Genomic DNA, 18,783 nt, shown 5'->3' on the forward strand with positions numbered 1-18,783 from the left:
GCTATCAAAGCAAATTTAGATTTTGGAATTAAAGTTCGCGATCGCTCTACGGGATTTGGATCATCTTGCTTAGTTAGCTGGTCAATCTATAGAATCCTTAGCATTGCAAAGCATTACGAGCAACTTACCTTGCTTAAGTGAAAAAGTACACGATCTTGATGAACTACTGTCACGAGTAACACCCGATAATTTACATGGTGAAATTGACGTGGAAAGCCTGTAGGTCATGAAATATTCTGATTGTGAATTATACATCCTCTGATTCATGCAATAAGTCTAATGGTGTGACAACAAAGAAGGCAGTTGGTACATGGAGTAAAAGACACGCGCTCCACATGCCTCAAGTAGAGTAGCCTCACTTTGCTCGGTGTAACCTAAAACTCTCATACCAGCGGCAACACCTGCACGTACACCCAAAACGCTATCTTCGACAACCGTACAGGATGCAGCTTGAATTCCCATATTTTTAGCAGCATGTAAGAATAAGTCAGGTGCTGGCTTCCAACTTCCAATTTCATATGAACTAAAGATACGTCCTTCAAATCGAGGCAGTAGGTTAGTTACACGCAAAGCTAATTTAATTTTTTCCGGTGGGCCACTGGAAGCAACGCAAATAGGTAGATTAATCTTGTCTAAAGCTGCTTCTATTCCTTCTACAGCAAGTAGTTCACGCTCGAATGCTTGAGCGGTACGAGTACGAAACTGATTTACAAAATCTTGCGGCATCTTTTTCCCAAGTCTTTGCTCAATGACAGCAACACAATCAGCCATTTTGCAACCCTTAAATAACAAAATGGCTTCTTCAAGTTTCATTGCAAGTCCAAACTCAGCGACAAATTCTACAAGAACGCGATTGCCTAATCCCTCGCTGTCTACTAACACTCCATCACAGTCAAAAATAACTAATTCTGTTTGCACACGCTCTACGCCTCACTCATTTACAAATTCGGGATTGTTATAGAAGCGATCGCCACTCCGCCCCATAAAGGCGCATCATCGCCCAGCACTGCCGGCACAACTTCAAAATCAACTTCTGGCAAAGCCGTCTCCCGCGCCACGTGACGCACCACCCGCCAGAAATCCTCCCCCGCCTTCGTCACACCGCCTCCCAAGACAAAGCGCTGCGGATTGATCAAATTCGCCACATTGCCAATACCCACACCCAGCGCCCAAGCAGCCTTGTGCAAAACTTCCTTCGCCAAATCATCCCCAGCCGCCGCAGCTTCACTTACCAACTGTCCCGTCAACAATGTTAAATTATCACCCACCAAACTCCTCAAAACCTCTCCTCTTCGGCGTCTTGACAGTTCGTTTTCCAAAATTTCCCTAACATTTTGCGCCATATAAGGCCCCGACGCCAAACGTTCCACACATCCCCGCTTCCCACACAAACAAACTGGCCCAGCAGGATCGATAACAATATGTCCAATTTCGCCAGCCATTCCACCAGCACCTCGCCAAGGCTTACCGTTGAGTATCCAACCACCACCCACGCCAGTACTGACAGTAATATAAAACAGGCTATCGTATCCTTGACCAGCACCAAAACGGTGTTCGCCCAAAGCCGCAACATTGGCATCATTATCTACATCAACAGTAACGCCAAACTCCTCTTCCAACAAAGCTTTGAGAGGAATATTTTCCCATCCAGCTACATGATGAGATAGTCGTACTGTCCCCGTGGAAGCGTCAACTGGGCCGCCAAAGCTGACACCGATCGCAGCAGGTTTTGTGTCTTGCAACACAGAGTAAATTAGCGATCGCATAATTTCCAAATCAGTGCTAGCATCTGCACCTACTGGTGAGAGACGACGTTCATAACGCAACCACTTTCTCGAACCAATATTTACCAATGCTGCCGCCAGCTTAGTTCCGCCAAAATCGAGAGCTAAAATTAATGTCATTCACTCACCTTTTCTTACACCTTCACACAACGTAGTTTCTTTCTTCAGAAAGATGTTTGCGCTCAAGATACATTTAACACTAGATAAAACTACACTATTATTTAACAACTCATGACTACTGAACAACCCAATCCACTTATCGATTTCTCTCACGCCAAAGAACCTCCTATTTCTCTTGATATCGATAAAGCTCAAGAGGCAGATCCGATTGAACCAGAAGAAGTTAGTGGAGAGAGTAAGCAAAACCCCACCCCTGATGATTTGAATCGTGAAGATGAAGATCCCAGAATCGGGGGTAGTCAAATAATCAGTGGGAATATTTCACCTGGGTAAATAGTTACTCATCTGTTTGTGAGTTAATTACGCCATCAATAAACTGTTGTAATCGTTCATAATGTGAACCTTTCCAATAAATGCGATCGCAGTCTTGGCAACGCTGGAATTCATCAATCTGCGATCGCACCTTTTCTGGCACTAGATCGATAATGGATTGCTTCTCTACAGATTCTAATAATCCATTACAACGCAAACACCGTTTAAATGGTGAGATTAATTTAAACAAGTCGAAGCGTTGCAGTACTTCTAAAATTTGTTGTTGAGGGTCAGTGTTTCTAACATAATACCCATACGTTATCAAACTACGCATCAATAGACCCTTATCACGAGTCAAGAGAATCCGCGCTTGGTTGTAGGATATTTGGGCTAATTTCTCATCCTCGTAGTCATTGCTGTATAAAGTATCAAAACCTAAAAGTCGTAAAGATGTCGCAAGCTTCCCCAAATGAATATCTAAAACAAAGCGGATAATACTGAGCGGTTTTGGTAGAACAGAAACGCTTGGTATAATAACCTTCCTAGCTGAAATTGGATAAACATTGATAGTGTCTCCATCGGAAACTATGTAAGAAAAGTTTACATATTCACCATTAACATTTATAGAATCCACCTCTGGATGAGGGATACCCAACGACTCAATCATGTCCTTGATTGAGGCTTTCTCCTCAAAAAAATGGGAGATTTTCACCTGCTTATGATGCCGTGGTAAAAAATGATTCAATTCTGCATGAAAGTAGAAATATGCGATCGCCATAGCTACAGATATTTGGATTAGTAAGTGCGCCTTTATTAGCAACAATTCGTCACAATTGCAAAACTTTATTTATTAAATTGAAGCTATCAAAGCTTGTTATATTAAGATATCTCTACGATGAAATGCCTGTTCAGCTTGATTTTATCAATGTCTTAGAGGCAACAAACTGTAAAGAAATCATAAAGATTCTTAAATACTTGCATTTCTTATTGACTTCAGTTACAGTCAAAGCAGATGCCTATCATCAAACCCTGACACTATCTTCGGGAAGTTAGATTAGGTAAAACGCTAAATACCAAATTTGTTAATGTTAATGTCAGTGGCGCTGCTAATAATTAGTCACTACTTTTAATTATTAACTTATTGCAGATGGAGTAAGAGGAAGTAAAGCCTTTACCTCTAATTTGGCTTTTTTATTTTTCTTTAGCTATTGAGAATTATTTGCAATATAGATAACTTTATAGATATATTGCAAGCAGATAGTGTGGAAGAAGTATTAAAACAGTATTAGCTTACCAAAGCAATTGCTGTTTATTAAATGTTTCTGCATCTACCTTTAGGAATATATTTCTTACCATAGCAGTACATAATTATATTTTTATATGTAAAAACAGGATCTGTAACTAACTATGTAGATAATTTCAGGAAAACTTTAAACAACTAGTACAGCACGGCGTAAATAAGCAGGCCATTGAAAAGCTTTTTAGAGCTTATTCATAAAACTTTTGACTTTTGATTTTTGACTTCCGCCTTGTGGTACTAGGTTGCTGCTAAGAACATTTTTGATTGTAGTATCAGCTACATCGATATTGTAAGCGAGTTAATCGTTGGTAACTCTCCAAGTTGCTTTGCGTCTATGTACCAGGTTTAATATATTTGATTTTGCTAAAGAAACCAAGTTTACAAAAACTAAGTGTCCGCAAATTAAAATTTATTAAATACCAAATAACAATAAAACTAAATACAAAATTAACGTCATTCATACGGAAAAATATCTCTTGACACTATTTATCTTTATTGTGGAGAATTTATTAACCGGAAAGACCTCAATCAATAATGATGTTATAAAGTGGCTACCTAGTTTGAACTGAGAAATGAATATTGTTCTTTTTTATCTCCTTTAGTCAAGGATATTGTAGCTAAGAACACAACTGTATTTGGGAATACCTTTTGTCCATAAAATATGCTAATGAGTACAGCGAGATGAATACTTTTTTTTGTTCTGACGATTCACTGCAAATAGGAGAAGATATTATTGGTAGTGCCACTAATGATCAAACTTATATTTTAGTTGAGTGTCCTTTACCTTGGACATCAGAAGCTTTTAACTCCAAGTGGGTGCCTCAGAATTTGAGGATTTTGGTAGAAGAAGTGAAGCGTGCTAAACTACCGATTAGATTCCTCTTAATTGCTAATGATGTATCACACAAGGTAAATCACACTACGCTTTTGATTTATCAAAAACAAGAGGGGCTAAGTAATGGATACCATAAACATGAATTTAAGCTAGCAAATATTGAGCAAGTAGCAGGAGTTGTCCAAAAATGGATATGGGGTATCAGTTCTAATTTTGAGGTAGAAACTAGTACAACTAGAGATATTTTAGTTTGTACTCACGGTAGCCATGATAAATGTTGCGCGAGATATGGCGCTCCTTTTTACTTCCATATTACAGCGGGTCATGCTGATTTGTGCTTAGATAATGTGCGAATTTGGAAATCATCGCATTTTGGTGGACATCGGTTTGCACCAACAGTTATAGACTTGCCAGAAGGAAGATATTACGGTCGTCTTGATCGAGATTCATTTAGATCGATTTTGACTCGTACTGGCGATATTCAATGCTTACATAAAGTCTATCGAGGCTGGGGAATTTTGCCTGCTACACTTCAGGTTTTGGAAAGAGAGTTAATTCTCTGTCAAGGATGGGATTGGTTTAACTACAAAGTTGCAGGCAAAATCTTAGAGCAAAGTTTAGACAATAATACTATCTTAGCTGAACTAAGTTTTGAACAACCTTCTGGTTCTTTCTACACTTACCAGGCTAAACTTGTGAAAGATGAAACCAAAACTCAACAGCTGAAGAGTTCATGCAATGCTACACGAGAGTTGGTAGTTACTAAATATGCTGTCGGTAGTCTCTGGATTACCTCTAGTAAGGTAATGAGTTATAGTACGTAGAAGTGGAGAGTTTTTAAACGCAGAGGGACGCAAAGGTAAGCGCAGAGGAACACAGAGTATTACTAAATTTAGTTCGCTACGAATTAATTAAATATTATATTTAGTATAACGGTGTAGAAATTAGTAATAAAATTTATGCGTCTCTCTGCTCTGTGTTTAAATTCCGAATCAAGATGAAGCCATATTTAAGACTTTTCGTAACAGTACTTGGTCTTCTAATTTGGCTTTTAAACGACCATTTTCGATATCTCGAATCCAGCTTTGACTTTTACCTGTGAGTTTTGCCAATTCTCTTTGGGAAAAATTCAAATTTTTTCGTGCTTGCAAAATCTGTTCGCCTAGCAAATCGTTTGTCGCTTTGGGCTTTCTTTTGGCTTTAGCAGTTCTTGTTTTCTTTTTTTCCGATTCTGAGATTTGCTGTTCCCATTCTGGCGGGAGTTCAAAAGCCAAAATCCGCGCATTCATGAGCAGATTCCATTTACCACGGGGGCCTGTATCTGTGAGGCGAGTTTCAGCACCACCGTCATTAGTCCAAAATTCTAATGCTTCATCTGGATCTTCGGGAAGATCGATTAATTTCGCCCACAAAGGTTGAATTTCTGGTGGATAAGTAACTGGATCGAAAAGTGGTTTCATTCCATAGTGATTGAGAATTTCTAAATCGCTTTCAAAGGTTCGCAACAGACGTTTGCGTTCTTCCCGTTGTCTGGATGCAAGGGCGACTTTTTCCTCACCGTAAGCAATACGCAGCAAGGTAGGAATGGTGATGCGTTGTTCCTTGCCCATTTTGGTTTTAAACAGCAACCACAGCATTAATCGAACTGCGCCTTCATGTTGCTGCCAAATGCTCATGACTGTGGTTAGCAGTGTTTTGGGAAGACTGCCGTATTGATAGAATGCGGTTCGTTCTTTACATGCTTGTTTGTTTAAGAAATATTGTGCCCAGACACCTGCTTTTACTTTAAAAGTTAGCCCAATCAGATATTTGCATCCGAGATTGTCTTCTTGAAAGTGGTGTTGAATATCTACCAAGTGCCATAAGCGGCTGCCGACAACAGAGAATCCGTTAATTCGACCTTGTTGGGGCCAGTCAATGGAGATGATCAAAGAGCAAGCTTGCTGAACGATATTTTTCATTAAAGCTAGCTTGGCAGCTTTGCTCAAGTCTTTGCGTTTCTCCATCCCCAAATATTTCTCAATTTGTCGCTCATCGATCGCAAATTCTTGCTCCCAAGGTTGCTCTAAAGCTGTAGCATAAGCTGCAAAAATTAGATGTATGCAAGTGGCTCTGATGTCAAGCCCCTCAATTGCTGCTATATCTGTGGCCAAGTCGTTCACTTTCAAGGGATCTTGGATATGAAAAGCGATCGCACCTCGCCCTTGATTGACTTGTCGGCTGTAACTGATGTAGCCTTCTTCATCGGTTTCCCAATGTAGGGATGTGCGCTGCGCTAGTACATTACAAGCTTCCCAAATTGCGATCGCTGAAGCAAATGGATTATTCTTGCCATTAGAAAACAAGTCTAAGCTGGTAGCATCTCTTGGTTCAACTTTGCATCTTCCCTTTTTCGCCTGCCAAGGAATGGGAGAATTAGTTGGACAAGCTATTACACATTGCGGTTCTGAATAATAGCCCTCACAATTATTACAAAGACCAGGATCAACCCAGTATTCATTGTCCTCTATTCTGATTGCACCCGTAGGACATTGGGGGCGGCAGTTGTCACATCCAACGCAACTGTTGTTAGGAATTGTATAAGGCATTTGGCTCTTTTCCCACTCTAATCGTTGAGATGTCTGGCTCAGGTCTCCCCTGGATGAGTCCTGTTTATTCATGACTCGCTACCACATTATCTTTATGGTGAGAATAGTCTTTTCTCACCACATCTACTTGTTAATTTTGCATCCAATTAAAAGCTATTTAAGGCTTTGAAATTGAGCTTGATAAAACTTCTTATTAACTATACATTTCATGAAAAAAATGATTAGTTTGTTCGGACTGAGCTTTAAAAGATTTTTAACATTTATTTAATTAGGTACTCAATGAACATTTTAGCTTTGACCATAAAACCTTATCCAAAGTATTTTTAGGAAACTTTTAAGTCTTTTACCGTTAGACCTCATTTGATTTGTTAGTAATTTTAATATTTAAGACATAATAATATTCTGCCATAAAGTTTACAGTTCCTTCATAAATTAATTCTGTTTATTCATAGAAAAGAATAATATTCATTTTGTCATCATTTAACTAAGTATTTAAATCAAATCAAATTGAAAGTTGTTGCTTTATAAAATACATATTGCATATATAAAAATGTAATTAGAAAACATTTTTTTAGTATATTTATATACTTTTTATATAAATTTGTTTGTCTAAGTCTAAAAATATTTGAAAAATAATATCATTACTCTTATCGATAAAGTTGCATTTGCTGGAAATAATAGTTAAATCAGTAGTTATAGACTATATATACAAGAGGCTTTACTCACCTGCATAGGTTTTAAATCCTCAACTTTTTGCTCTGTATGGAAATGGCCGATTGTGGGCTGCTGCCTCTAGTCAGACATGGAGTCAGAGACTCGGTGAATGCATTTCCATGTAGAGCATGGGAACGAGGAGTACTAAATATTCATAAGAATTATTTGCAATAATTTTAATCTACAACTTGAAAAAAACAATTAATTGTTGTGTTCAAAGTTATCGAAAGTTGATGCGATAAAAGTAATTTTTGAGTACAAAAAAATAAAAGATTAGGATAATATGATTAATGCACAAACAGATTGACAGGCAAAATTGCCGAGGATTTATTCATGGCACAACTAACAGGTTTGACATTTGGCGGTAAGGCTTGGACACCAAAATTCGCTCAAGAAATCGACAAAGAGAAATGTATCGGCTGTGGCAGATGCGTTAAAGTCTGCGGGTACAATGTGCTTGGTTTGAAAGCACTGAATGAAGAAGGTGAATTTGTAGAAGATGAAGATGATGAAGAAGTTGAACGGAAAGTAATGGCAGTTACTTCTCCAGAAAACTGTATTGGTTGTGAAGCTTGTTCGCGGATCTGTCCGAAGAATTGCTACACCCACGTTGCATTAACTAATTAAGGTTTTTGGAGTTAGTCAAAATTGTTGTTCGTTGTAGGAGGCACTGTTTGAATAAAGCGCAAATGCGCTAGGCAGGGTAACTAGAGGGGAATACTAAATATTTACTGGAACCAATAAAAAGTTCGCAGTAAACAAATCCGGGAATCGCAAAATGTTAGCTATTAACAAATTTAAACTTGCTGCTAATATAGCCTAATCAATATTAGGTCTAACAGTGCCCTTTTGAAACAACTAGCTTTGATCGAAGCAGGGGGCTAACTTTGTGGTATGAGTTGAAATATAATTTGTCATTTTTTGGGGGAAAGATATGGAAAAAATCTGGAAGTTTCCCCCATTTTTTATGCCTGCACGTTAGAAAGTTAATAAGTGAAAAGGAAATGGGAAATAGGGAATGGGGAATAGGGAATGGGGATAAGGGAGATGAGGGGACAAGGGGGCAAGGAGATAAACAAAACTCCTAACTCTTAACTCTTAACTCTTAACTCTTAACTCCTAACTCAGCACTCAGCACTCCTAACGCCCAGTGCCCAACGCCCAATTTCCAGAAAAGAAGACCTTTAAAGACGGTTTACAAAGCAGGTAGCATGTATGCAACAAGTTCCTGTTTCACTATGGACTCTGGTTGCTGGGATAGTAGTTACAGCAATCAGCATTTGGATTGGTCAAAACCACACTCTCATGCCCGAACAGGCATCGTTACAAGCGCCTTTGGTAGACGGTTTTTTTAACGTCATGTTTACCATTGCGATCGCACTCTTCTTGGTGGTAGAAGGAACAATTGTAGTTTTTTTGATTCAGTTTCGTCGCCGTCGGGGTGACGATACCGATGGCGTGCGGGTGGAAGGCAACGTTCCCTTAGAAGTCTTTTGGACAGCAATTCCCACAGTGATTGTCCTCCTCTTGGGCATCTACAGTGTAGATGTTTTTAACCGAATGGGAGGCTTTGATCCTGCGGGTCATCCTCATTCAGCAGCTCATGTTGCTTATATACCGGGGAGTGCTATTGCAGCTACATTAAGCGATACTGGAGCAACAACTGCCCCAACAATTGCCCCGACAATTGGCATTGGCGCGTCTCCTCAAACGCTAAACAAACTAGCCGATTTAGTTGTTAATGTCAAAGGCATACAGTACGCCTGGTTATTTAATTACCCTGATAGTGGCATTAGTTCTGGGGAATTGCACATACCCGTTGGTGCTGATGTCCAACTCAACCTTTCAGCACAAGATGTAATTCATTCATTCTGGGTGCCAAACTTCCGCTTAAAACAAGATGCGCTTCCTGGTATCCCTACCGAACTACGATTTGTCGCCACCAAACCAGGTACATATCCCGTAGTTTGTGCTGAGTTGTGCGGTGGTTATCACGGTTCAATGCGGACACAGGTAATTGTCCACACACCAGAAGAATATGATAGCTGGCGGACAGAAAACCAAATTGCTCAACAGCAAAACTTAAATCAAGTCGTTGCAATTAATCCAGCCGACTTATCAACATCAGAGTTTCTCGCGCCCCACACCCATGATATGGGAATTAGTGCAGCAACTCTAGAGTCATTGGTCATTGGTCATTAGTCATTAGTCATTGGTCATTGGTCATTGGTCATTAGTCATTGGTCATTAGTTATTGGTAACTGACAAATGACAACGAACAAATGACAAAGGACAAAAGACAAAAGACAACGGACAAATGACAAAGGACAAAGGACAAAGGACAAAAATATGACACAGGTAGAATTTCCACGGAATACTCCACCAGAAGAAAATAAACCAGAAATAGTGGCTGGCCATACCTCCCATCCGAAGGCATGGAAATGGCAAGACTATTTTACATTTAATGTTGACCACAAAGTTATTGGTATTCAATACCTAGTAACGGCGTTCGTGTTCTATCTCATCGGCGGGCTGATGGCTGTTGCTCTCCGTGTCGAATTAGCAACACCAGATGCAGACGTACTCGACCCTAATCTGTATAACGCTTTCATGACCAATCACGGGACGATCATGATCTTCCTGTGGATTGTCCCTAGTGCCATTGGGGGATTTGGTAACTATTTGGTGCCGTTGATGGTCGGTGCTAGGGATATGGCTTTCCCGAAGCTGAACGCGATCGCCTTTTGGTTAAATCCACCAGCAGGTGCGCTGATATTAGGTAGTTTCATTTTTGGCGGTTCGCAATCTGGTTGGACAGCTTACCCACCTTTGAGCTTGGTGACAGCACCAATCGCTCAAACTATGTGGATACTTGCGATCGTTTTAGTGGGAACTTCCTCAATTTTGGGTTCGCTGAACTTTGTGATCACCATTTTGATGATGAAGGTTCCTAGCATGAAATGGGATCAAGTTCCCTTATTTTGTTGGGCAATCTTGGCAACCTCCCTACTGGCGCTTCTCTCCACACCTGTATTAGCAGCCGGTTTAGTTCTGCTGTTGTTTGACCTCAACTTTGGTACTTCCTTCTTTAAACCAGATGCAGGCGGTAACGTTGTAATTTATCAACACTTATTCTGGTTTTATTCTCACCCGGCAGTATATTTAATGATTCTGCCCATCTTCGGCATCATGTCGGAGGTGATTCCAGTTCACTCCCGCAAGCCAATCTTTGGTTATAAAGCGATCGCTTATTCTAGTGTAGCTATCTGCGTCGTCGGTTTGTTCGTCTGGGTACACCACATGTTCACCAGTGGCACACCCGGTTGGATGCGGATGTTCTTCACTATCTCCACTCTTATAGTTGCAGTTCCTACTGGCGTGAAGATTTTTGCTTGGGTTGCTACCCTTTGGGGTGGTAAAATTCGCTTCACAGGTGCGATGCTTTTCGCCATTGGCTTGTTGTCCATGTTTGTCATGGGCGGCTTAAGCGGTGTGACGATGGGAACAGCCCCCTTTGATGTTCACGTCCACGACACATATTATGTAGTAGGACATTTCCATTACGTTCTGTTTGGCGGTTCCGTGTTTGGCATCTACGCCGGCATTTATCACTGGTTCCCCAAAATGACCGGACGAATGCTGAATGAAAGCTTGGCACGCATTCACTTTGCCCTGACTTTCATCGGTACTAATCTGACCTTTTTACCGATGCATGAGTTGGGTTTGCAAGGAATGCCGCGACGAGTGGCAATGTATGACCCCCAATTTATCGACCTCAATCAAATTTGTACCTTTGGTTCATTTGTTTTGGCGATATCGGTAATTCCTTTCACTATCAACATGATCTACAGTTGGCTGAAAGGGCCTTTAGCTGGTGATAATCCTTGGCAAGGTTTGACCTTAGAATGGACAACTAGCTCGCCACCTGCAATTGAAAACTGGGAAGTGTTGCCGATTGTGACTCATGGGCCTTATGACTACGGTCATGATAACACTCTTGAAATACAGCCATCTGCAACGCCGTCAACTAGTGCTTAGGTAGTAAAGTGAGAATGCGATCGCTCTCAAGCTGACTGCAACTTCTATTCATTTGAGCTTGGAACTCGAAAGACCGAGTTTGGAACTCGAAAGACCGAGTTCGGAACTGCAAAGGCCGAGTTCGGAACTGCAAAGGCCGAGTTCGGAACTGCAAAGGCCGAGTTCAGAACATGAAAGGCCGAGTTCAGAACATGAAAGGCCGAGTTCAGAACTCAGAACTTGGAATTTTGAGAATTCTTGAACAAGTGAAGAGTTGAATTAAACAAGGATTTTGGATGAAGAATGAAAATTTTGCCGCTTCAGACTTCATTCTTCATTCAAGCTTCCACAACAGACAGAGTAGATAATATTGTCAAAAAATCTATGACTATAGCTACAACCACAAGCGAAGATCACAGTGCAGGACACGAAGAACATCCAGATTTAAGAGTTTGGGGATTGTTGACGTTCCTCGCTTCTGAATCCCTAATGTTTGGGGGATTTTTTGCCACCTATTTGTTTTTTCGGAGCAGTACAGCCGTTTGGCCTCCAGAAGGAAGTGAAGTAGAATTACTCGTGCCGACGATTAACACGATTATTCTGGTGTCTAGTAGTTTCGTGATTCACTTCGGTGATACGGCGATTAAAAAGAATAACGTCAAGGGAATGCAACTGTGGTACGCAATTACCGCAATCATGGGGGCAATTTTCTTAGGTGGTCAAGTTTATGAGTACTCAACTTTAGGATACGGACTGATTACTAACGTCTTCGCCAACTGCTTTTATATCATGACAGGGTTCCACGGTTTGCACGTTTTTGTGGGACTGTTATTGATATTACGTGCATTGTGGCGATCGCGTCTTTCCGGTGAATATTCTGCAACCAATCATACTTTCATCGAAATGACAGAAATTTACTGGCACTTCGTCGATATTATCTGGATTGTGTTATTCACCTTGGTGTACGTTCTCACTTTGTTTTAACAAAAGTTAGGAGCTAGAAGTTAAGAATTTCTAACTCCTCACTCCTAACTCCTAATTCTCAAAGAGATTATTATGCAACTTGATGCAAACAAACTCTCATGGTTTCAGGTTCCAGAAGACATCAAAAATTTATTAATTTTAGCTGCACAAAGCTGGGAGAATACATCAGAATCGGAAAAGTATATTCAACAAGCTTTAGCCGAAACTGGTGAAAATACAGATGTCTTGGTAGCAGCATATAGATATTTCTATTATAAAAATAATTATTCTCTTGCTTTGCAAACAACAGTTAAATTATTAGATAAAATTAAAGAACGAGAGAAACTTCCTGATGACTGGGAGCAACTTAAGCCTATATTAGTCAATCGCAAAGAAGACCCACAAATCCGATTGTACTTAAATGCTTATGCAGCTTCTGGATTAGTCCTAGCAAATTTAGGAGAAATTGAACAAGCAAAAGAAATCAGCACCAAAGTCAAAGAAATAGACGAAAAGAATGATTTCGGAGCCGGAATTCTCCTAGATATTTTGACACGTCCAGCAGAAGAAGATGATTAATTAGTCAAGAATCAAGGTGAACAATCATGAACAATTGGTTATCTACTACATCGTATTCCTCTTACTCCCTCTTGGGAGCGGGTACCAATAGTAACTCTATCCTTCCTCCTATTAACGTACCTACTAAAGTTGACGTAGGTAGTCTTCCTAATGTGTCTCCAATCCTTGTCCTGCAATCTTATAAGCTATCAATCTAAAAGTTATGAAAGGTAAGGATTGGCTGCTAACGGGGGACGGTCAGTATCAAGCCTGTAAATCTGTGAGAGAATGGGATTTATTGAGAGAAAATTACCGCCTTTATCGGTTTTTAACTGAGGTGGAAGATATTCTCAATAGCGTTGACGATGAAGCCAGTCGTCTACCAGAACTTCAGATGCTAGTAAGGCGCTTGATAGTAAATTCTTACTGGGTACGAAGTCAATATTTAGAGCCTTCACCCAAAACGGGAACCTCTGTTTCACTCCTATACGATGAATTGGGTTTTCCGTTGACAGTGCAAACAGTAACATTTGCACCGGGAACCCGATCAACCATTCATAATCATGGGACATGGGGAATAGTAGCGGTGTTAAAAGGTCAGGAAAAAAACACTTTTTGGCAACGCACCCATAGCCCAGAATTTCAGGACAAAATTGAACAGACGGGAGAGTTAACTTTATTTCCAGGGGATATTATCAGCTTCGTTCCCGATGCAATTCACAGTGTAGAAGCAGTGGGTGATGAACCAACTGTGACTTTTAATGTTTACGGCGAAACTGATCCGAAAGAGAGATTTGAGTTTGACTCAGTTACCGATAAGGCTAGGAATTTTTAATTAGGAATCGTCAGGATTAATTTCATCGGTTCGTAGTTGGGGCTTTAGCATTAAAGCCCCAACTACAAACAATTGAGTAATTAGGAGGTAGTTAAATGGCAAGAGTAATTTTCTATAGCAAACCAGGCTGTCAAGGTGGTACTAAGCAAAAAGTTCTGCTTACAGCTGCTGGTCATGAGGTGGTAGCATACAACCTGCTAACAGAACCTTGGACAGTTGAGCGGTTGCGTTCATTTTTTGGCGATCGCCCCGTAGCCGAATGGTTTAATCCTTCCTCCCCAAAGGTAAAATCTGGTGAGGTGGTTCCTGAAAAAATTGATGCAGAAACCGCTTTGCAGTTGATGTTGAGAGAGCCACTGTTAATTCGCCGTCCTTTGTTAGAAATAGGCGATGCCTCCGGCGGGCAAAGCCTACGCCGCGAGGTAGGGTTTGATGTAGAAAAGATTGATGCTTGGATTGGCTTAAAGCCTGTAGATGAGTCTTTGCAGGAAATCAGCGAAAACTTGATGAAGGAAGATTTGCAAAACTGCTCTCACGGTAATGATCGTAGTGCTGATCACCATAATCAGCAGGGTGGCTGTAACCATCATGGTGAAAAACATCAAAAGCAAGGCAGCTGTAGTCATTAGATTTCTTGCATGAATCAAAAGCTGTCATCCTAAATCCCTCTCCCAAGCTTGGGAGAGGGACTTTGAAATTGGCTCTAGTATAGCACGGCGTAAATAAACATACCCCTGACGCTCCTGCGTCGCTAACGCTGCGCTAACGGGTGACGCTCGCAGGCTCGCTAACGCTGCGCTAACGGCAGTTCCTCATGGGGGGAACCCCCAAGACCGGACTGCCTCACCATTTCAAATGGTGCAAAAGCCCGAAATACAATTATGCGTGACTTTTGAGAGCCAGTTGCTTCTCCCAAGGGGAGACGCTGCACGAACAAGTCGGCAGAGCCGACGACAGTCGCCTCAAGTCGGGAAACCCTTTCGGCAGTTCCTCATGGGGGAAACCCCCAAGACCGGACTGCCTCACCACGGCGCCGTCTCCTCAACGCACTGGCTCCTTTTGACTTCCGCCTTGCGGTACTAGTCTTTAGCTAACTTGTTGTTGGATATATAGTAAACCTTACTACCAGTATCAGGTACAAAATGGCAGCTGACACATGAATTCCATAATGACTTCCAAATAGGTTCTTCCGATTTGTGGAAATACTCACCCATGACTGGCTTTATTGCCTCAGTTGCCTTTAGCAAATTGTAGTGAGGGATGTTAAGGAATATATGGTGAGCAACATGAGTACCGATATCGTGATGGATATGATTAACCAAACCATAATCACGGTCAATACTAGAAATTGCGCCTTTGAGGAAAGTCCAATCTTCTCCACGATACCAGGGAAGCTCTGCCTCAGTGTGGTGCAAGAATGTCACCAAATCTAGCCAAATTATGAATACAAGGTAGGGCACAGCATAATATTTCAGCAACCACATCCAACCCCATTGGTATGTGAGGAAACCCAGCAAACCTACCATGCCAATTAATAATACAGTACTAGTGATGACATCCCATTTTTCCGATGCCTTGAAAAGCGGACTGCTGGGCAAAAAGTGGGAGCCTTCTTTATTAGGAGAACGCTTAAATAAATACACAGGATAAGCCAAGAGAAAAACATAATATCGGCCTATCTTTTGGGCTAAAGGCATCTCCTTATATTGTGATTCTGTCACAGGATACCAGCTTTCATCGTTATCGATATTGCCAGTATTTTTGTGATGGGTTCTGTGGCTGATTCGCCAACCATGATAAGGAACAAGTATTGGTGTGTGAGAAAGATGTCCAATCAAATCATTCAGCCATTTACGCTTAGAAAAAGATTGGTGTCCGCAGTCATGTCCGACTACAAACAAAGCCCAAAACATCGTTCCTTGCATTAGCCAGAAAATCGGGAAGAAAAGCCAAGAATCCAGGTAATAAGCAACTGCATAAAGCAGACTGATAATCAGGATGTCACGAAAGAAGTAAAAAAGTGATTTTGTCAGATTGGGCTGAAAGCATTCAGTAGGAATTGCAGCCTTTAAATCTTGAAGAGTGAAAGGCAATTTAGTCGTATCCTCAAACGTTTCAAGGTCAGGAGGATTGTTGAACGTAATAATATTTGATTGCACTGGATTCTTTTGTTGGATAGAAATCGGAACTTTATTTGAGACAAAATTATCTCACCTCTAGGATGCCCACGAAACTAGCGATCGCTAACACAACAGAGGATAATTTCTGGCAATTTCCCTAACAATTTTAGTCATTAAAAAATTGCCAGATTCTATTTAAACACAGCATAATAAACGCTCTCGTTGGTTCAAGAGCGTGAGTGTAGTCACAGCGCTATTTATCGCTCTGTATAATATTCGTTGAAAGTCTTATAGCCAACATCAGTTGTATACAGTTGACATTGGTCTGTAATCTGCTTCATTAAAGGCCAAGAAAACTGACACTCATCATGCAGATAAGGCTCCCAATTTTCTTTGATGCTGCTGTAAGCTAGCCGCAAATTATAAGAAGGAATAGCAGTGGAGATATGATGAGGGACATGAACATTGATATCGTGGCACAAGACTTCTACCCAACGCGGATAATCGCAATGAATAGTTCCAGATAGCTGTGCTTGAGCTTCGTTCCACTTGTTCGCTGTCGCAAAAGGAACATCTGCGGCAGTATGGTGAACAATAGTAAAAGTACTCATCCAAAAATGGTAAATCATCCAGGGCACTAGCCAGAACTTGACAAATCCCCAGATACCAGTTGTGGCGATGAGAGTCGGGAAAGCGATCGCAGCAAACACAACTACCACCGCCACCGAAAGCTTGATACTCGATTGGTCTTTAGTTTTGAAATTTCGCCAATCAAAATGCACCACAGCCCAATGTCCAATGGAACCCACCCACCAGAAGCGTTTACGCATGAATCCCTCAAAAACAGACTGCCGGGTTTTATCCCAACTTTCAAACACTTCTGGTGTGATTGGATGCCAAGCGTTGTCCTCATCCAACTTATTGGTATGAGTATGGTGATAATTATGCTTAATTCGCCAACTATGAAAGGGGTAAATTAACGGCATCATGAAGAAGTGCCCCACTAAATCATTTACCCAACGACGTTTAGCAAATGACCTATGACCACAATCATGGGCAATTACAAAAAAACCTGTTAAAGCAGTGCCTGTAAAAATCCAAGCTAGGGGTAAGAGAAACCAAGGAGTGATAACCAGGCTGTAATAGCCCAAGGCGACTGCCAAGACACTCAGCAGGACTTGCGTCCAAGCTTTGCGACGGTTCTGCTGAAAACATTCCCGTGGCAGGGTTTTGACAATATCTTTGAGCCGGAAGTCGGAATTACCAGGCTCGTCACTTAGTTTGTGGCTGTTAATTATTGATGTAGTCATGGACACCTGAAAAACAACAAAACTCCTCCACCAAGTCACCAAAAAGTAACTTGCCGTAAAAATTCTTCACATTAGCGCTTCGGATTATAGCAACCTAACCGACACAAGCGCACCCGTAAATAGCTTTTTGAAAAGTAGGAGTTAGAAGTGTTCAATTCAAAACGTTACACATCCTAACTCCTGTACAGACGCAATTAATGAGCCAGCGCGTTGCGGTGAGGGGGTCGCAGTCTTGGCGGTTCCCGTCGTAGGCAGAACGCCTTCCCGTAGGGTATGCGTTAGCGCAGCGTTAGCGAGGTTCGCGTAGCGTCTCCCCTTAGGAGAAGGAGCGTTACCCCCGAACCCGAAGGGGGGTTCCCACGCCACTTCCTTCAAGTCGGGCATTGCCCGCCCACGGAGTGGCTCCCCGTTGTAGCGACTGGCGTCGCGTCTGTACTCCTAACTCTTAACTAACTTTTGTTGGGCCAACTTCACATTAGTTGCCAGACCAACCGCTTGCAGCAATTGAACTGTCATCCAAGTTAAATCGATTTCCCACCATTCCAGCCCGTGACGAGCTGAGTATTGAAAAGCATGATGATTATTATGCCAGCCTTCACCGAAAACTAGTACGGCTACCCACCAGCAATTAGTCGATCGATCGCCAGAATCATAACTGCGATAGCCAAATTTGTGAGTGGCACTGTTCACCAACCAAGTGCAGTGGTAAACCCAGACAATGCGAACAAAAATTCCCCAAATCACAAAGGGCCAGCCACCTAGAAGCAAAAGCAGTACACCTAGAGCAACCTGGATCAAAATGAAATATTTTTCTAAAAACTGATAAACTGGGTCTTCGGCAATGTCTTTGGTGAAACGAGGAACATCAGCGTGAGCGGGACAGTAATGAATCAGCCAATCCATGTGGCTCCACCAGAAGCCTTTATTAGAATCATGGGGATCGGCATCGGTATCAGAGTTTAAATGATGTATGCGATGTGTCCCTATCCACTCAATTGGGCCTCCTTGACAGGAAAGTGTCCCAAAGAAAACCAGGAGATACTCTAGCCACTTGGGAGTTTGAAAACTGCGGTGGGTGACAAGGCGATGAAATCCTAGAGTCACGCCTAAACCACCAGTCACCCAGTACAGCAAGAAACCCACACCAACTGCCGTCCAGCTAAAGTTACCAGGAACAAATGCAAATAAAGCGCCGATGTGCAGTCCAATGAAAAACAGGGTATTAACCCAGTTGATTTGAGGTTTTGTTGAGGTAGCAATTGTCATGCAGTAACCTGAATTTGATTTTTCCAGCCTAGTCTGCGCGATCTGAAAATCCGCATATCTA

General features: G+C 41.5%; 17 protein-coding genes. 9 read left to right on the forward strand and 8 right to left on the reverse strand.

What is annotated here, in order from left to right:
* Positions 1 to 276 precede the first annotated feature (276 nt).
* Positions 277 to 918 (reverse strand): HAD family hydrolase, encoded by a 642-nt coding sequence (locus HWQ58_RS31485; RefSeq protein ID WP_292871708.1) that lies wholly within the window; start codon positions 916 to 918, stop codon positions 277 to 279.
* Positions 919 to 938: 20 nt separating this feature from the next.
* Positions 939 to 1,904 (reverse strand): ROK family protein, encoded by a 966-nt coding sequence (locus HWQ58_RS31490; protein ID WP_292871710.1) that lies wholly within the window; start codon positions 1,902 to 1,904, stop codon positions 939 to 941.
* Positions 1,905 to 2,015: 111 nt separating this feature from the next.
* Here HWQ58_RS31490 and HWQ58_RS31495 point away from each other — a divergent pair, with 111 nt between their 5' ends.
* Positions 2,016 to 2,237, forward strand: a complete 222-nt coding sequence (locus HWQ58_RS31495) for a hypothetical protein (RefSeq protein WP_292871712.1) — start codon at positions 2,016 to 2,018, stop codon at positions 2,235 to 2,237.
* A 4-nt stretch (positions 2,238 to 2,241) separates the two neighbouring features.
* Here HWQ58_RS31495 and HWQ58_RS31500 read toward each other — a convergent pair whose 3' ends face one another.
* Positions 2,242 to 2,994 (reverse strand): Mut7-C RNAse domain-containing protein, encoded by a 753-nt coding sequence (locus HWQ58_RS31500; RefSeq protein ID WP_292871795.1) that lies wholly within the window; start codon positions 2,992 to 2,994, stop codon positions 2,242 to 2,244.
* Between the two features lie 1,203 nt (positions 2,995 to 4,197).
* Between HWQ58_RS31500 and HWQ58_RS31505 the strand changes: the two genes are divergently transcribed.
* Positions 4,198 to 5,175, forward strand: coding sequence for a sucrase ferredoxin (locus HWQ58_RS31505; protein WP_292871714.1), 978 nt, complete (start codon positions 4,198 to 4,200; stop codon positions 5,173 to 5,175).
* A gap of 168 nt (positions 5,176 to 5,343) precedes the next feature.
* Here the strand turns inward: HWQ58_RS31505 and HWQ58_RS31510 are convergent, their stop codons facing one another.
* Entirely contained in the window at positions 5,344 to 6,939 is a 1,596-nt protein-coding gene (locus tag HWQ58_RS31510) for a helix-turn-helix domain-containing protein (protein WP_292871797.1), read from the reverse strand.
* A 1,047-nt stretch (positions 6,940 to 7,986) separates the two neighbouring features.
* Here HWQ58_RS31510 and fdxB point away from each other — a divergent pair.
* From fdxB to HWQ58_RS31545, 7 genes are all read left to right on the forward strand, one after another.
* Positions 7,987 to 8,280: a ferredoxin III, nif-specific gene (fdxB, locus tag HWQ58_RS31515; protein ID WP_292871716.1), complete on the forward strand. Its 294-nt coding sequence runs from the start codon at positions 7,987 to 7,989 to the stop codon at positions 8,278 to 8,280.
* Between the two features lie 588 nt (positions 8,281 to 8,868).
* Complete coding sequence (locus HWQ58_RS31520) at positions 8,869 to 9,855, forward strand: cytochrome c oxidase subunit II (RefSeq protein ID WP_292871718.1); 987 nt, start codon at positions 8,869 to 8,871, stop codon at positions 9,853 to 9,855.
* A 147-nt stretch (positions 9,856 to 10,002) separates the two neighbouring features.
* Positions 10,003 to 11,691: a cytochrome c oxidase subunit I gene (gene ctaD, locus HWQ58_RS31525; protein ID WP_292871720.1), complete on the forward strand. Its 1,689-nt coding sequence runs from the start codon at positions 10,003 to 10,005 to the stop codon at positions 11,689 to 11,691.
* A gap of 363 nt (positions 11,692 to 12,054) precedes the next feature.
* On the forward strand, positions 12,055 to 12,654 hold the full coding sequence (locus HWQ58_RS31530; protein ID WP_292871799.1) for a heme-copper oxidase subunit III: 600 nt from the start codon (positions 12,055 to 12,057) through the stop codon (positions 12,652 to 12,654).
* A gap of 72 nt (positions 12,655 to 12,726) precedes the next feature.
* Complete coding sequence (locus tag HWQ58_RS31535; RefSeq protein WP_292871722.1) at positions 12,727 to 13,212, forward strand: hypothetical protein; 486 nt, start codon at positions 12,727 to 12,729, stop codon at positions 13,210 to 13,212.
* A gap of 202 nt (positions 13,213 to 13,414) precedes the next feature.
* Positions 13,415 to 14,026, forward strand: coding sequence for a cupin (locus tag HWQ58_RS31540; protein ID WP_292871724.1), 612 nt, complete (start codon positions 13,415 to 13,417; stop codon positions 14,024 to 14,026).
* A gap of 95 nt (positions 14,027 to 14,121) precedes the next feature.
* Entirely contained in the window at positions 14,122 to 14,655 is a 534-nt protein-coding gene (locus HWQ58_RS31545; RefSeq protein WP_292871726.1) for an ArsC/Spx/MgsR family protein, read from the forward strand.
* 450 nt (positions 14,656 to 15,105) lie between these two features.
* Here the strand turns inward: HWQ58_RS31545 and HWQ58_RS31550 are convergent, their stop codons facing one another.
* From HWQ58_RS31550 to HWQ58_RS31565, 4 genes are all read right to left on the reverse strand, one after another.
* On the reverse strand, positions 15,106 to 16,185 hold the full coding sequence (locus HWQ58_RS31550; protein ID WP_292871728.1) for a fatty acid desaturase: 1,080 nt from the start codon (positions 16,183 to 16,185) through the stop codon (positions 15,106 to 15,108).
* A gap of 218 nt (positions 16,186 to 16,403) precedes the next feature.
* The gene (locus HWQ58_RS31555) at positions 16,404 to 17,456 is read right to left on the reverse strand and encodes a fatty acid desaturase (RefSeq protein WP_292871730.1); all 1,053 of its coding nucleotides are present in this window, start codon (positions 17,454 to 17,456) and stop codon (positions 16,404 to 16,406) included.
* Between the two features lie 156 nt (positions 17,457 to 17,612).
* Positions 17,613 to 17,840: a hypothetical protein gene (locus HWQ58_RS31560; RefSeq protein WP_292871732.1), complete on the reverse strand. Its 228-nt coding sequence runs from the start codon at positions 17,838 to 17,840 to the stop codon at positions 17,613 to 17,615.
* Positions 17,841 to 17,894: 54 nt separating this feature from the next.
* Positions 17,895 to 18,722 (reverse strand): acyl-CoA desaturase, encoded by an 828-nt coding sequence (locus HWQ58_RS31565; RefSeq protein WP_292871734.1) that lies wholly within the window; start codon positions 18,720 to 18,722, stop codon positions 17,895 to 17,897.
* Positions 18,723 to 18,783 lie beyond the last annotated feature (61 nt).

Origin of the sequence: Nostoc sp. LPT (genome assembly GCF_017115165.1) — a bacterium.
In the GTDB taxonomy this organism is placed as follows: Bacteria; Cyanobacteriota; Cyanobacteriia; order Cyanobacteriales; family Nostocaceae; genus Nostoc.